This window comes from Arthrobacter sp. Z5-13 (genome assembly GCF_056499105.1).
Genome location: NZ_CP096460.1, coordinates 1,603,819 through 1,617,195 on the forward strand (window position 1 = coordinate 1,603,819; position 13,377 = coordinate 1,617,195).

The following is a 13,377-nucleotide window of genomic DNA, read 5'->3' on the forward strand; positions in this document are numbered from 1 at the left end:
GATACGAATTTCGCCGGACCCCTACCAACGCCCAATGACGGACACTGCAGAGAGGAAACGCGTTGATCGCGCTTGCGCTCCCGGCCCAAGATTCAGGAGAGTTCACTCCTCCTGGAATTAACGAAATGCATCTGCCGGCAATCCTGCCGTGGGGTGCGGCAGACGGATTCTCCAAGCAGATGCTGCTGGTTCTGTTGTCTGTAGTTATCATTGCCACCTTCTTCGTGCTTGCCGCCCGCAAGCAGCAGCTGGTTCCAGGCAAGCTTCAGTTTGCAGGCGAGATGGCCTATGGCTTCGTCCGCAACAGTATCGCCAAGGACATCATCGGCGGCAAAGACTTCATGAAGTACGTGCCGCTGCTGTTCAGCCTCTTCTTCTTCATCCTCGTGAACAACATCTACGGCGCCATCCCGCTGTTCCAGTTGCCCACGTTCTCTCACGTCGGCGGCGCTTACGTCCTCGCAGGCATTGTTTACGTCACCTGGATTGCCATCGGCATCAAGAAGAACGGCCTCAGGTACTTCAAGCTGGCAACTGTTCCGTCAGGTGTTCCGTTCTACATCCTGCCCATCGTGGTCCCGATCGAGATCATCTCGAACTTCGTGGTCCGCCCGGTGACGCACAGCCTCCGTCTTTTTGCCACCATGCTCGCCGGCCACCTCATCGTGATGATTGCCGGCTACGGCATCGAGTTCCTCGTGATGCAGGAGAACATCCTGCTCCAGGGCACATCGGTGCTCGTGCTGGCAGGCGCGATCGCAATGTACATGCTCGAAGCTTTGATCATGGTGCTGCAGGCTTACGTCTTTACCCTGCTGACAGCGATCTACATCGAAGGCGCGCTGCACGCCGACAGCCACTAGGCACCCACAAACTTCCCCTCGCGGGGATGAAGCAACCCAAACAACCTGCCACACGGGTGGCATCTTGAAAGGAAGAAAAATGGAAGGCTCCATCAACGGCTCCCTCAACCTCATCGGCTACGGTCTCTCCGCAATCGGCGGTGGTATCGGTGTTGGTCTCGTGTTCGCCGCTTACATCAACGGCGTGGCACGTCAGCCGGAAGCCCAGCGCGTTCTCCAGCCGATCGCATTCCTCGGCCTCGCGCTGACTGAAGCCCTCGCCATCCTCGGCCTGGTCTTCGCCTTCGTCCTGAGCTAGTTCTCAGAGCGAAGCGACAATTCAGAACCGAGTAGATAAGGACGGGTGAAATATGAATCAGCTGATCATCTCAGCCGCCACTGAAGGCGGCGAGGCAGTCAACCCGCTCATTCCCAACTTTTGGGAAATGGGCGTCGTCGCCGTCGGCTTTGCACTCCTCATGTTCATCGTGGTCAAGTTTGTTGTCCCGATGTTCGAGAAGACGTTCGCAGAGCGTGCCGAGGCCATCGAAGGTGGCATCGCCAAGGCTGAAAAGGCCCAGGCTGAAGCCTCTGCCGCACTCGAAGAGTACAAGCAGCAGCTCACCGACGCCCGTGCCGAAGCTAATCGCATCCGCGAAGAGGCCCGAGCAGAAGGTGCACAGATCCTCGCGGATCTGAAGGAAAAGGCTGCTGCCGAGTCTGCGCGCATCACCGCACAGGCCCACACGCAGATCGAATCAGAGCGCCAGGCGGCTGTTGTCGCCCTGCGTTCGGAGGTTGGCACGCTGGCCACAACTCTCGCCGGACGCATTGTGGGCGAAGCCCTCGATGACGACCAGCGGGCCGCCCGCGTGGTTGACCGCTTCCTGGCAGAACTGGAGAGCCAGAACGCAGGTGCAGCTAAGTAATGGCAGGTGTATCGAGCGAATCGCTGACCAAGGCGCTGGCTGCGTTGGAAGCCAAGCTTCCTACGGCTTCGCTGCAGTTGGCTAAAGAACTCTTCGGCATTTTGGGAACGGTAGACTCGTCGGCTGGCTTGCGCCGTGCGCTTACTGATCCATCCCGTAACGGCGAAGAAAAGGCGGCGCTGGTCCGGCAGCTCTTCAGTGGAAAAGTATCCGCTGACGCTGTCGAAATCGCGAGCGGACTGGTCAGCTCACGCTGGGCGTCAGCACGCGACATTGGCGATGCACTCGAGACCCTTGCCGCTTCGGTGGTTATCGCCGTCGCTGAAAACAAGTCGGCCGTCTCTGCCTCAGGGATCACCGGGCTGGAAGAGCTGGAGAATGACCTTTTCTCCTTCAACCAGGCCGTTGCCTCCAACCATGAGGTACAGCGTGCTCTGTCCGAGCCACAAGCAAGCGCTGCAGCGAAGGTGACTTTGGCCGAAAAGCTTGTTCCTGGAGCAGGCGAAGAAGCAAAGGTCCTCATCGGCCAGGCTGTATCCCAGCCTCGCGGCATCAAGCCCACACGGCTTGTGGCACGGTTTGCGGAGTTGGCAGCCAAGCGCCAGCAGCGTTGGATCGCAACGGTGAGCGTTACCCGTCCGCTGACGGAGACGCAGGCCAGCAGGCTGCAGGCGGGGCTTAACGCCCTCTACGGGCGCGAGCTGAAGGTCAACATCAATGTTGACCCAACCCTCATTGGCGGTATCCGGATCCAGGTGGGCGACGAAGTTGTTGACGCTTCTGTTGTCACCCGTTTGGGTCAGTTGCACCGTCAGCTCGCCGGCTAAACCGGACAAAGCACAAACCTTACTGATAGAAACCCCGGTCATCGTGAGCAACGATGATCACGAAAACAGGAGAGCAGGGACTGCAGATGGCCGAATTGACCATCAACGCCGACGACGTCCGTAATGCGCTGAACGAGTTCGCGGCGTCCTACGAACCCGGAAACGCAGAGCGCGTAGAGGTCGGCCGCGTGACCACCGCAAGTGACGGCATCGCCCGTGTTGAGGGCCTTCCCTCGGTCATGGCGAACGAGCTGCTTCGCTTCGAAGACGGCACTCTGGGCCTCGCCCAGAACCTCGACGTCCGCGAGATCGGTGTCATTGTCCTCGGTGACTTCACCGGGATTGAAGAAGGCCAGGAAGTTCACCGTACGGGTCAGGTTCTGTCTGTCCCCGTTGGCGACGCCTTCCTTGGCCGTGTTGTTGACCCGCTGGGCGTGCCCATCGACGACCTCGGCGAAATCAAGGCCGAGACCACCCGTGCCCTGGAACTTCAGGCTCCGGGCGTTACACAGCGCAAGTCTGTGCACGAACCGATGCAGACCGGCCTGAAGGCAATCGACGCCATGATTCCGATCGGCCGTGGCCAGCGCCAGCTGATCATTGGTGACCGCCAGACGGGTAAGTCGGCAATCGCCATTGACACGATCATCAACCAGAAGGCCAACTGGGCTTCCGGCGATGTGACCAAGCAGGTCCGCTGCATCTACGTCGCCATCGGCCAGAAGGCTTCGACGATTGCCGCCATCCGCCAGACCCTCGAGGACAACGGCGCGCTGGAATACACCACCATCGTGGCTTCCCCGGCTTCTGACCCCGCGGGCTTCAAGTACCTGGCACCGTATGCAGGTTCTGCCATCGGTCAGCACTGGATGTACGGCGGCAAGCACGTCCTCATCGTGTTTGATGACCTGTCCAAGCAGGCCGAGGCCTACCGTGCGGTTTCGCTGCTGCTCCGCCGTCCGCCGGGACGCGAAGCTTACCCGGGCGACGTTTTCTACTTGCACTCCCGCCTTCTGGAGCGTTGTGCCAAGCTCTCTGACGAGCTCGGTGCAGGCTCCATGACCGGACTGCCCTTGATCGAGACGAAGGCAAACGACGTCTCGGCCTACATCCCGACCAACGTAATTTCCATTACTGACGGTCAGATCTTCCTCCAGTCGGATCTCTTCAACGCCAACCAGCGTCCCGCTGTTGACGTGGGTGTGTCCGTGTCCCGCGTTGGCGGTGCCGCTCAGGTCAAGTCCATGAAGAAGGTCTCCGGTACCTTGAAGCTGGACCTGGCCCAGTACCGCGACATGCAGGCTTTCGCCATGTTCGCATCGGACCTCGACGCTGCTTCACGCCAGCAGTTGACCCGTGGTGCGCGCCTGATGGAACTGCTCAAGCAGGGCCAGTATGCGCCGTTCCCGGTAGAGGACCAGGTTGTCTCCATTTGGGCCGGCACCAACGGTTACCTTGACGACGTTCCCGTGGAAGACATCAACCGCTTTGAGTCAGGCTTCCTGGAGCACCTCAAGCACCGGTCCTCCATCCTGACCACGCTTGCACAGACCAACGTCCTCGACGACGACACCGCTGCCGCACTGAAGACCGCAATCGTGGACTTCAAGCAGGGCTTCTTCGGGGAGGGCGACAACCACTTGGTCGGCGCCGGCCACGAGGAGCACTCGGCTATCGATGAGGCTCAGGTCGACCAGGAAAAAATCGTCAGGCAGAAGCGCTAGTTTCGCTGGCAGGGACTGCCGGGACCCCTCGGGGTTCCGGCAGTCCCGGCCACCGGGATCTTAGGAAAGGATAAGTATGGGAGCCCAGATCCGGGTCTACCGCCAGAAGATCAGCTCGACGACGTCGATGCGCAAGATCTTCAAGGCGATGGAACTGATCGCTACCTCGCGCATCGGCAAGGCCCGCGCACGCGTAGCAGCTTCACTGCCTTACGCGAACGCGATCACCCGCGCTGTTTCTGCTGTCGCAAGCCAGAGCGAAATCGACCACCCGTTGACCACAGAGCCGGAGCAGATCCGCCGCGCAGCAGTCCTGGTAATTACCTCGGACCGCGGCCTGGCAGGTTCCTACTCGGCGAGTGTGCTCAAGCAGGCGGAGGGGCTTAACGAACTGCTTCACGCCGAAGGCAAGGAAGTCAAGACGTACCTCGTCGGCCGCAAGGCACAGGCGTACTTCGAGTTCCGGAACCGCGAATATGCCCGCGTTTGGACCGGCGGCACTGATGCGCCTGAGTTCGAAACAGCACGTGAAGTTGGCGAGGCACTGCTTGCGGACTTCGCGACGGAATACGAAGAGGGAGGCGTGGACGAGATCCACGTTGTCTACACCCGCTTCAAGTCCATGGTGACGCAAGAACCCACCGTGATCCGTCTGCTTCCGCTCGAGGTTGTTGAAGAGCAGGCCGCATCGGAATCGGAGCTCCTGCCGCTCTACGAGTTTGAGCCGGAAACCGAGCGGGTACTTGACGCTCTGCTGCCGCGTTACATCGAATCGCGTCTGTTCGCGGCGATGTTGCAGGCTGCTGCCTCGGAGCTTGCTGCCCGCCAGCGGGCAATGAAGTCTGCAGGCGATAACGCTACAGACCTCATTAAGAAGTACACGCGTCTGCGCAACACTGCCCGCCAGGCTGAGATTACGCAGGAGCTTTCAGAGATTGTGGCCGGTGCCGACGCGCTCAACGCGTCTTAGCCGCCACACCCTCTGTTCCAGCTGTACCTGCACAACAAATAAACTTAACCACGCCATCTACTGAGTGAAGTGAGAGAGATGACTGCCACTGCTACCGAACACGTAGCCGCAACGTCCGGTGCCACCGGCCGTATTGCACGTGTTATTGGCCCGGTTGTCGACGTCGAATTCCCGGCTGACGCAATCCCCTCGATTTACAACGCCCTCACCGCCGAGATTACCCTCAACGGTGAGACCCGCCCCATCACGTTCGAGACCTCCCAGCACCTTGGCGATAACCTCGTTCGCGCCATCGCCCTGCAGGCAACCGACGGACTTGTCCGCGGCACGTCTGTGATTGACAGCGGCGCTCCGATTTCAGTTCCCGTCGGCGACGGCGTCAAGGGACACATCTTCAACGTCCTGGGCCAGCCCCTGGACATTGCTGAGTCCGAACTGGAGACCAAGGAACGCTGGCCGATTCACCGCAAGGCGCCTTCGTTCGCCTCGCTTGAAGGCCAGACCGAAATGCTGGAAACCGGCATCAAGGTCATCGACCTTCTGACCCCCTACATCAAGGGTGGAAAGATCGGCCTCTTCGGTGGCGCCGGTGTCGGCAAGACCGTGCTGATCCAGGAAATGATCACCCGTGTTGCCCGTAACTTCGGCGGTACTTCCGTTTTCGCCGGCGTCGGCGAGCGTACGCGTGAAGGAAACGACCTCTGGGTTGAAATGGAAGAGGCAGGCGTCCTGAAGGACACCGCCCTTGTATTCGGCCAGATGGACGAGCCGCCGGGAACGCGTCTGCGCGTCGCCCTGTCTGCCCTGACCATGGCGGAGTACTTCCGCGATGTCCAGAAGCAGGACGTGCTGCTCTTCATTGACAACATCTTCCGCTTCACCCAGGCAGGCTCCGAGGTTTCCACCCTCCTCGGCCGCATGCCGTCGGCTGTGGGCTACCAGCCCAACCTGGCAGACGAGATGGGTCTCCTTCAGGAGCGCATCACGTCCACCAAGGGCCACTCCATCACCTCGATGCAGGCCATCTACGTTCCCGCAGATGACTACACCGACCCGGCTCCGGCCACGACGTTCGCACACCTCGACGCAACCACGGAACTTTCCCGTGAAATTGCTTCCCGTGGTCTGTACCCCGCCGTGGACCCGCTGACGTCGACGTCGCGAATCCTGGACGCCCAGTACATCGGCAAGGATCACTACAACACGGCTGTCCGTGTGAAGCAGATCCTGCAGAAGAACAAGGAACTCCAGGACATCATCGCCATCCTCGGCGTTGACGAACTGTCTGAAGAGGACAAGATCGTTGTGTCGCGTGCACGCCGTATCCAGCAGTTCCTCTCCCAGAACACCTACACCGCCAAGCAGTTCACCGGCGTCGAAGGCTCAACGGTTTCCATCAAGGACACCATCGAGGGCTTCACCGCTATCTGCGACGGCGAGCTGGACCACATTGCAGAGCAGGCGTTCTTCAACGTCGGCGGCCTGGATGACGTCGAGCGCCAGTGGGCCAAGATCCAGGAACAGACCAAGTAATATGGCTGAGCTTGAGGTTGAGATTGTCGCAGCGGATCACTTCGTGTGGTCCGGAGCGGCCAAGATGGTCAAGGCCCGCACCAGCGATGGTGAAATCGGAATCCTGCCCGGCCACTCGCCCCTGCTGGCGATTCTGGCCGAAGGTGAACTGGCGATCCAGCCTGTTTCCGGTGACCGCCTCAATGTAGTTGTCGACGGAGGATTCTTCTCGGTCGACAACAACAGAGTGGTTATTGTTGCTGACAACGCCCAACTGGGTGACGCGGCTACTGCGGGGATCCGCTAGCAATACCTTGATGGACGCTCTTGGTTATCCGTTCATCGCACTGGCAACTGTCTTTCTGTTGCTGATTTTCACACTGTGCCTTTTCGGGGTGCGCCGCCATAACCTGCGGCGCGCCCTGGGCACCGTGGACGCCTCCATTTGCACGGCTGGAAACAGCTGGCAGATGGGGGTTTGCCGTTATCAGGACAATGATCTCGAGTGGTTCCGCCTCGTGTCCCTCAGCGTCCGCCCCAAGCACACTTTCCGCCGCAGTTCGCTTGAGCTGCTTGGCCGGCGCAAACCCACTGAGGCTGAGCTGATCAAGGTGCTCCCCGATTCAGTCATCGTCGAACTGCGCTATGAAGGCCAGGAGGTTCTGCTGGCCATGAAGTTTGATGCCTATACCGGATTATCGTCCTGGCTTGAAGCCGGACCGGTCATCGGTGTAGGTACCTGGCGTTAGCAGCCGTGGACTTCCTCGCTGATGTCCAACTCACGTCAGGACCGGTGGTCTGGCTTGCCTGGCTTGCCGGAATCGGGGGCCTGGGCTACCTCCTCTGGCATCGGGAGTCACGCTGGCCACTGAAGGTCCTCATCAGCATTGCAGCTGCTGCCGGTGCTGTAGTTTCTGTTCACTGGTTGCTCCTGTACGTGGTTGCTGTCTTTCCGGAGTCGCTGCCCGCCGAGGTGCTCGCGTGGTCGGTGCCTGCGGTCGCCGCCTTTATCCTGTTCCTGGCTCGACTTCCGCGCTCCGCCTGGCGGGCGCGAACCTTCTCCGCTCTGTCCATGCTGGCTGTGGTCCTGCTGGCGACCGTGCAGATCAATACATATTTCGGGCTGAACCGCACGGTGGGTGACCTTTTGGGTACTGCCGTAGCGCGGATTCCGCCCTTGGAATCGGCTCTCATGGCCCGGGACGGGGATCCGCCGCTCCAGGACCTGGCCACGTGGAGGCCCCAAGGAGAACCTGCCGACGGCGGGGTGCTGAGGAGCGCCCACATTCCGGCTCCCGCTTCAGGCTTTACGGGCCGTGATGCTTATATCTATCTGCCCCCTGCCTACCTTGACCCCCAGCGTCCTGCTTTGCCTGTGCTGGTCATGTTCGCCGGTCAGCCCGGAGGGCCGGCTGATTGGCTTACCGGAGGAATGCTCCGGGCTCACATGGACAGGTTCGCCGCACAGCATCATGGGATAGCTCCCGTTGTTGTGGTGGTGGACCCGAACGGATCAGCCAACGGCAACACTCTCTGTATGGACAGCCGGATAGCGAAGGCCGATACCTACCTGTCCCAGGACGTACCGAACTGGATAATTCACAACCTCGACGTCGGGAAGGATCACCGGAACTGGGCGGCAGGCGGTTTTTCTTTCGGGGGAACCTGCGCCCTGCAAATGGTGACGCGGCACCCGGACGTTTTCAATGCTGCCCTTTCTTTTTCCGGTGAAAGGGAGCCGGCCCTCGCGAAGGAGCGGCATAAGACGGTAGACGCTGCCTTTGGCGGAGATGCGGCTGCTTTCGACGCGCAGACTCCCTTGAACATCATGGCGAAGCAGCGCTTCAACGCCAACGCGGTGTTCCTGGGGGCAGGAGCGGGAGATCAGGAGTTCGTCTCCTACCTGGAGGAATTGTCGGCCGCGGCCCGGAAGGCGGGCTTCGCCGTCGACACGAAAGTTGTGCCGAAAACCGGGCATTCTTGGGAGGCGACAGCCGGAAGTCTCCCGCAGGCCTTGGACTTCCTGGCCGCGCGCTGGGGGATCGGATCATGACGTCGACGAGACAGGATCCCCTCGGGAGCAGTGCGGGGAACGGGCTGGTTGCCGGTACCGGGAAAGCGGCCGCTGCCCATTTCAAAGCGATCCCGTTTACCCTTGCGGTCCTCGGTATTTTCCTCCTGACCGGCCTGGGCACGGGAAGTGTGCTTTCAGGCCCGCCCGAGTGGTCCCTGGATGTGGCCAGCGTGACTGCCTTAGGCCTGAAGGCGGGCCATTGGTGGTGCATGTTCACCTCCCTGTTTTTTGCCACAAATCCAGTGGCTTACGGGCTGGCAGCGCTCATGATCCTGTTGTTGCTTGGCCTGGCCGAGCGGAATCTGGGCACAAAACTTGCAGCCGCCTTCTTTGCTGCTGGCCAGTTCGCCGCTGTGACGCTCTTTTTGCTGGTCACGCAGCTGGCCCGCTTCGCGGGCGACGCCTGGCTGGGAGCTATGGTCGATGTCCGCTTGATCGGTCCTTACGCAGCCGTCCTGGCAGCGTCCCTCGCTGCCAGCGGGCGGTTGCCGACGCTCTGGCAACGGCGCCTGCGCACGGCGGTTCTCTCAGTGTCATTGTTGCTGGTCCTTTACATCGGTCACGCCGAGACAGTGGTGGGACTGCTCGGGGCGCTTGTCGGGATGGCCGCAGGGTGGTGGATCCAAAGTGATCAGGGAAGGCCTCGGTGGCACCGCTCCACTGGCCGCGAGACCCGCAATCTTCTGGCGTTGACCGTGGCGATTTTTGCGGTTGGGCCGATCCTGACCGCCGCTGCACGCAGCCCCAGCGGGCCGTTGGCCCTGCTGAGGGATGTGGTGCTTAATCCGTTGCCCACACTTAACCAGCTGGAGGCAAGCTGCGGCGGAACCGTGGATGTCAGTTGCCTTGAGGTCGGCAGGCACAGCTTTGCCGGGCCGTTGGGCTTGGCCCTGGCTGTTGTTCCAGTGATTCTCCTGCTGATCTGCGCTGATGGAATGCGGCGCGGTCGCAGGCTTGCCCTCCGGATAGCACTGACCGTCCAGCTAGGCGTTACGGCGCTTTCGGCCGTGTACCTGTCACTGTTCGCGCAGATGCCGCACTCAGCCTCCCGGCCCCACACACCAGTGATGAGTTCGGGATTTGTCCACGTCCTGCCGCTCGTTGTGGTTCCGCTCCTTTTGGCGGCAGTGTTGTGGGCGAACCGGCGCCAGTTCCGGGTAGAGTCGACGTCCCGTGTCCGCCGCAGGGTCAGCGCGGTGGTGGGGGGATCGTGGTGTGTCCTGGCAGGCTCATATACGGTGGTTTGGTTCGCGGCAGGCGGCATGGTGCGCGACAGCGGCCTCGGTGGACTGGGGTCCGAGTTAGCCCGGCAGTTCCTGCCTGTGCCGATCCCCGGCCTTTACCACCGCATCTTTGACGGCCGGAATGCGTTGGAGGGGTTCCTTTTTGCGTATTCCGGACCGGTGTTCTGGCTGGTAACGCTATCAACTGTGTGGCTTGTCCTGCTCCGCAGGCATCATCCGAAGGACACCGCTGAAGAAGATCGGGAACAGGCCTCGAAACTGATCCGGCAGGGCGGCGATTCGTTGTCCTGGATGGCGTCCTGGGCGCCCAACAGATATTGGTTTAACGGGAATCGGGACGGCGCCGTGGCCTACCAACAGCATGGCAGCGTCGCTCTGACCTTGGGCGGACCGCTGGGTCTTGCTCCAAAAAGAGATCAGACGGCCGCCGGCTTTCTGGGCTTCTGCACGGAGCAGGCCCTGACCCCTTGCTTCTATTCCTGCACGGATGAACTGTGGCCGCTATTGCTTGAGCGAGGGTTCAAGCGGGTGGTGGTGGCGCAGGAAACCCGGCTTGCGATCCGGGACCTTGAATTCAAGGGTAAGGAATGGCAAAACGTCAGGACGGCCCTAAACCGGGCAGCCAAGACCGGCGTTAAGGCAGTATGGGGCACGTACGGAAGCCTCTCGGGGGCCTTGCGATCCCAGCTCATCGAAGTGTCAGAAGAGTGGGCCGCCCAAAAATCTGTTCCGGAAATGGGCTTCACCCTTGGTGGAATAGATGAGTTGATGGATGACCAGGTGCTCTGCTGCCTCGCGGTGGACTCGGAGGGCCTGGTCCAGGGAGTGACCAGCTGGCTCCCCGTGTTCGACGACGGCCGCCGGACAAGCTGGACGCTGGACCTTATGCGGCGGCGCAGCGACAGCTTCCCGGGAGTTATGGAGTTCCTTATCGCCTCCGCCGTATTGGAACTCCGTTCCTCGGTTGAGGTCATATCCCTTTCAGGCTCCCCATTGGCCCAAGATGTCCAGGGACAGCCTCCGCGCCACGTACAGGATGATTTGACTGATCGCTCAGAGGGGCTGGCGGCGATCCTGGATGTTGTGGGTGGGGCGCTGGAGCCGATCTACGGCTTCCGTTCCCTCGCGACCTTCAAGTCCCGCTTCAAGCCCGAGTACCGGACCCTCTATCTGTATTATCAGGACCCACTGCAGCTCCCTGCTATCGGCCGTGCGCTGAGCAGGGCTTACCTTCCGGGGCTATCGGTCCGGCAGAGTGCCCGGTTGCTCCGCACACTGGTCAGTTGAAAATCGAGAGAGCGGATATTTTCAGAATCTGTAAAACATTTGTGACGGGACAAGACAGTCATACGTTCCTGCAAATAGACCGAAAGCAATAAAGCTTCGAAAGCAAAGATGGTCCCCGGCATAAATGCCGGGGACCATCTTTGACCAATTCACTCCGCTCTAGTCAGCGGGGTTCGTGGCGGGACTAGACCAGCGTTACGCCGGTAGCCTGGGGACCCTTGGCGCCCTGACCGATCTCGAACTGAACACGCTGGTTCTCATCGAGGGTCTTGAAGCCACCGGTCTGGATCTCGGAATAGTGAACGAAGACATCGCCATCGGAGTCATCCGGGGTGATGAAGCCGAAGCCCTTTTCAGCGTTGAACCACTTGACGGTTCCCTGTGCCATTTATTTCTCCTCATTGTGGAACTTTATATAAGACCGGCACACTTCGTGCTGGACTTGGGTCACTCCGCGAGAAGAATCCTGGCTTGCAACCCGGGAACCGGGTTTCAGCTGCAGAAGCTTCGCGCTCGCAACATGTCTTGCGAGCATGAAAAACACCTACACAAAGACTGATATAAGAATTTCACGGGAGCCGCGTCAGGTCAACGGTCAAAACGTGCAAATACGTAAAATTTGGGTGAAAAAGACGCGAACTCCAACGGCGCGAGCCTTGTCATGGAGAACTGCGGGGCGCATCATTAGCCGGCCGCCTCGAGCCACGTGCCCTTGCGCATGACTTTGACCGGGGTAAGCCCGGCGCTTGCAACCAGGACATCGGCCCGAAGGCCCCGTCTCAATCCGCCTACTTCGTTCGAAAGTCCAAGCACAGCAGCCGGAACTGCCGAGGCCGAGGCAACGGCGTCAGTGAGGGCGACGCCGGAGGCCACCGTGGTACGCACGACGTCAAGAAGCGTTGCAGTACCGCCTGCCAGGCTTCCCGTCGTATCCAAAGTAGCGACCGCATTTTTGACAGTAACCCCCGAGGAGCCCAGGGTGTATTGCCCGTCAGGCAGGCCGGCTGCCGCCATGGAATCGGTGACAAGGGCAATGTTGGCTGACCCGACGAGTTCGAAAACTGTTACTACAGTCAGCGGAGCCACGTGAGTGCCGTCAGCAATCAGCTCCACCACGGCGCCGCCAGCCTTGGCAGCCCGCAGGCATGCCGCTACAGGGCCAGGGGAGCGGTGGTGGAGCGAAGGCATGCCGTTGAAGAGGTGGGTGACGGTGGGAAGCGAGTCCACGCCGTCGAATCCTGCTGCTTCCAGCCCTTCACGGGCTGCCGCCAGCGACGCGGCTGCCGTGTCGTCGTCGCAGTTGGTATGGCCAAGGGACGGCCGTACCCCGTGGGACGTCATCAGATCCACCAGTTCAGCGGCGCCCGGCAACTCCGGCGCATAGGTCATAGTGGCCAGTCGTCCTGCCGCAGCCGCTACCAGCTCGGACATCAGCCCGAGGTCGGGTTTCAGGAGAAACTCCGGGTTCTGGGCTCCGCAACGGGCCAGGGACAGGAAGGGCCCTTCGAGGTGTATCCCAGCCACCAGGCCCTCTTCGCAAAGCCGGGAAAAGAGGCTGATGCCGCGGAGCAGATCCTCCCGGGAAGCTGTGACGAGGCTGGCCAATAGAGTGGTTGTCCCTGAGCCGTGGATAAAGTCGAGCGCCGGGCGGACAGCATGTTCATCTGCGCCTGGGAAGTCGCCGCCGGCCGCGCCATGGCAATGGAGGTCCACGAGTCCTGGAAGGAGCAAGGAATCTGCGGGCAGTTTTTCCTCGGACGCGCCGGGAAAGGCAGCGGCATCAAATCCAGCCGCCGGCCCCGCATAGGAAATGCGGTCGCCCTCGACAGCCACCACGGCATTTCGGGTAGTTGTTCCGTCACTGACAAGCGTTCCGTACATGACTTTGCGGATCGGCGGAATCGGTGGCGTAGTCATGGAACGAGTCTAGGCGGGAGTGCGCGCCGGCAAGCCGGGATGGAACCCAGC

Annotated in this window: 13 protein-coding genes; 11 read left to right on the plus strand and 2 right to left on the minus strand. The window is 60.8% G+C overall.

What is annotated here, in order from left to right; all coding sequences use genetic code 11:
* Nucleotides 1-62: 62 nt before the first annotated feature.
* The 11 genes from atpB to M1E02_RS07600 all read left to right on the plus strand — a co-directional run bounded on the left by atpB (nucleotide 63) and on the right by M1E02_RS07600 (nucleotide 11,409).
* Nucleotides 63-863 (plus strand): F0F1 ATP synthase subunit A, encoded by an 801-nt coding sequence (gene atpB / locus M1E02_RS07550; protein ID WP_479377467.1) that lies wholly within the window; start codon nucleotides 63-65, stop codon nucleotides 861-863.
* A 79-nt stretch (nucleotides 864-942) separates the two neighbouring features.
* The gene (gene atpE, locus M1E02_RS07555; RefSeq protein ID WP_011692451.1) at nucleotides 943-1,161 is read left to right on the plus strand and encodes an ATP synthase F0 subunit C; all 219 of its coding nucleotides are present in this window, start codon (nucleotides 943-945) and stop codon (nucleotides 1,159-1,161) included.
* A 52-nt stretch (nucleotides 1,162-1,213) separates the two neighbouring features.
* Nucleotides 1,214-1,771 carry a F0F1 ATP synthase subunit B gene (locus tag M1E02_RS07560; RefSeq protein WP_479377468.1) on the plus strand — a complete coding sequence of 186 codons (558 nt, stop codon included), beginning with the start codon at nucleotides 1,214-1,216 and terminating at the stop codon, nucleotides 1,769-1,771.
* Entirely contained in the window at nucleotides 1,771-2,598 is an 828-nt protein-coding gene (locus tag M1E02_RS07565) for a F0F1 ATP synthase subunit delta (protein ID WP_479377469.1), read from the plus strand. The genes M1E02_RS07560 and M1E02_RS07565 overlap by 1 nt, the downstream gene beginning before the upstream one ends.
* A gap of 86 nt (nucleotides 2,599-2,684) precedes the next feature.
* Entirely contained in the window at nucleotides 2,685-4,322 is a 1,638-nt protein-coding gene (atpA, locus tag M1E02_RS07570) for a F0F1 ATP synthase subunit alpha (RefSeq protein ID WP_458114523.1), read from the plus strand.
* A gap of 76 nt (nucleotides 4,323-4,398) precedes the next feature.
* Nucleotides 4,399-5,292, plus strand: coding sequence for a F0F1 ATP synthase subunit gamma (locus M1E02_RS07575; RefSeq protein ID WP_479377470.1), 894 nt, complete (start codon nucleotides 4,399-4,401; stop codon nucleotides 5,290-5,292).
* 78 nt (nucleotides 5,293-5,370) lie between these two features.
* Nucleotides 5,371-6,825 carry a F0F1 ATP synthase subunit beta gene (atpD, locus tag M1E02_RS07580; RefSeq protein WP_479377471.1) on the plus strand — a complete coding sequence of 485 codons (1,455 nt, stop codon included), beginning with the start codon at nucleotides 5,371-5,373 and terminating at the stop codon, nucleotides 6,823-6,825.
* A gap of 1 nt (nucleotide 6,826) precedes the next feature.
* Nucleotides 6,827-7,111, plus strand: a complete 285-nt coding sequence (locus M1E02_RS07585) for a F0F1 ATP synthase subunit epsilon (protein ID WP_479377472.1) — start codon at nucleotides 6,827-6,829, stop codon at nucleotides 7,109-7,111.
* A gap of 10 nt (nucleotides 7,112-7,121) precedes the next feature.
* Nucleotides 7,122-7,553 carry a DUF2550 domain-containing protein gene (locus tag M1E02_RS07590; RefSeq protein ID WP_247042891.1) on the plus strand — a complete coding sequence of 144 codons (432 nt, stop codon included), beginning with the start codon at nucleotides 7,122-7,124 and terminating at the stop codon, nucleotides 7,551-7,553.
* A gap of 5 nt (nucleotides 7,554-7,558) precedes the next feature.
* Nucleotides 7,559-8,857, plus strand: a complete 1,299-nt coding sequence (locus tag M1E02_RS07595; protein WP_479377473.1) for an alpha/beta hydrolase — start codon at nucleotides 7,559-7,561, stop codon at nucleotides 8,855-8,857.
* Nucleotides 8,854-11,409, plus strand: coding sequence for a bifunctional lysylphosphatidylglycerol flippase/synthetase MprF (locus tag M1E02_RS07600; protein WP_479377474.1), 2,556 nt, complete (start codon nucleotides 8,854-8,856; stop codon nucleotides 11,407-11,409). Before M1E02_RS07595 ends, M1E02_RS07600 begins: the two co-directional genes overlap by 4 nt.
* A 184-nt stretch (nucleotides 11,410-11,593) precedes the next feature.
* Here M1E02_RS07600 and M1E02_RS07605 read toward each other — a convergent pair whose 3' ends face one another.
* Nucleotides 11,594-11,797, minus strand: a complete 204-nt coding sequence (locus M1E02_RS07605) for a cold-shock protein (protein WP_011692441.1) — start codon at nucleotides 11,795-11,797, stop codon at nucleotides 11,594-11,596.
* A gap of 296 nt (nucleotides 11,798-12,093) precedes the next feature.
* Nucleotides 12,094-13,326: an N-acetylglucosamine-6-phosphate deacetylase gene (locus M1E02_RS07610; RefSeq protein ID WP_479377475.1), complete on the minus strand. Its 1,233-nt coding sequence runs from the start codon at nucleotides 13,324-13,326 to the stop codon at nucleotides 12,094-12,096.
* Between the last annotated feature and the right edge of the window lie 51 nt (nucleotides 13,327-13,377).

Coding starts and splice junctions, on each gene's coding strand:
- atpE (WP_011692451.1), top strand. CDS start 943: ATGGAAGGCTCCATCAACGGCTCCCTCAACCTCATCGGCTACGGTCTC.
- M1E02_RS07560 (WP_479377468.1), top strand. CDS start 1,214: ATGAATCAGCTGATCATCTCAGCCGCCACTGAAGGCGGCGAGGCAGTC.
- M1E02_RS07565 (WP_479377469.1), top strand. CDS start 1,771: ATGGCAGGTGTATCGAGCGAATCGCTGACCAAGGCGCTGGCTGCGTTG.
- atpA (WP_458114523.1), top strand. CDS start 2,685: ATGGCCGAATTGACCATCAACGCCGACGACGTCCGTAATGCGCTGAAC.
- M1E02_RS07575 (WP_479377470.1), top strand. CDS start 4,399: ATGGGAGCCCAGATCCGGGTCTACCGCCAGAAGATCAGCTCGACGACG.
- atpD (WP_479377471.1), top strand. CDS start 5,371: ATGACTGCCACTGCTACCGAACACGTAGCCGCAACGTCCGGTGCCACC.
- M1E02_RS07585 (WP_479377472.1), top strand. CDS start 6,827: ATGGCTGAGCTTGAGGTTGAGATTGTCGCAGCGGATCACTTCGTGTGG.
- M1E02_RS07590 (WP_247042891.1), top strand. CDS start 7,122: ATGGACGCTCTTGGTTATCCGTTCATCGCACTGGCAACTGTCTTTCTG.
- M1E02_RS07600 (WP_479377474.1), top strand. CDS start 8,854: ATGACGTCGACGAGACAGGATCCCCTCGGGAGCAGTGCGGGGAACGGG.
- M1E02_RS07605 (WP_011692441.1), bottom strand. CDS start 11,797: ATGGCACAGGGAACCGTCAAGTGGTTCAACGCTGAAAAGGGCTTCGGC.
- M1E02_RS07610 (WP_479377475.1), bottom strand. CDS start 13,326: ATGACTACGCCACCGATTCCGCCGATCCGCAAAGTCATGTACGGAACG.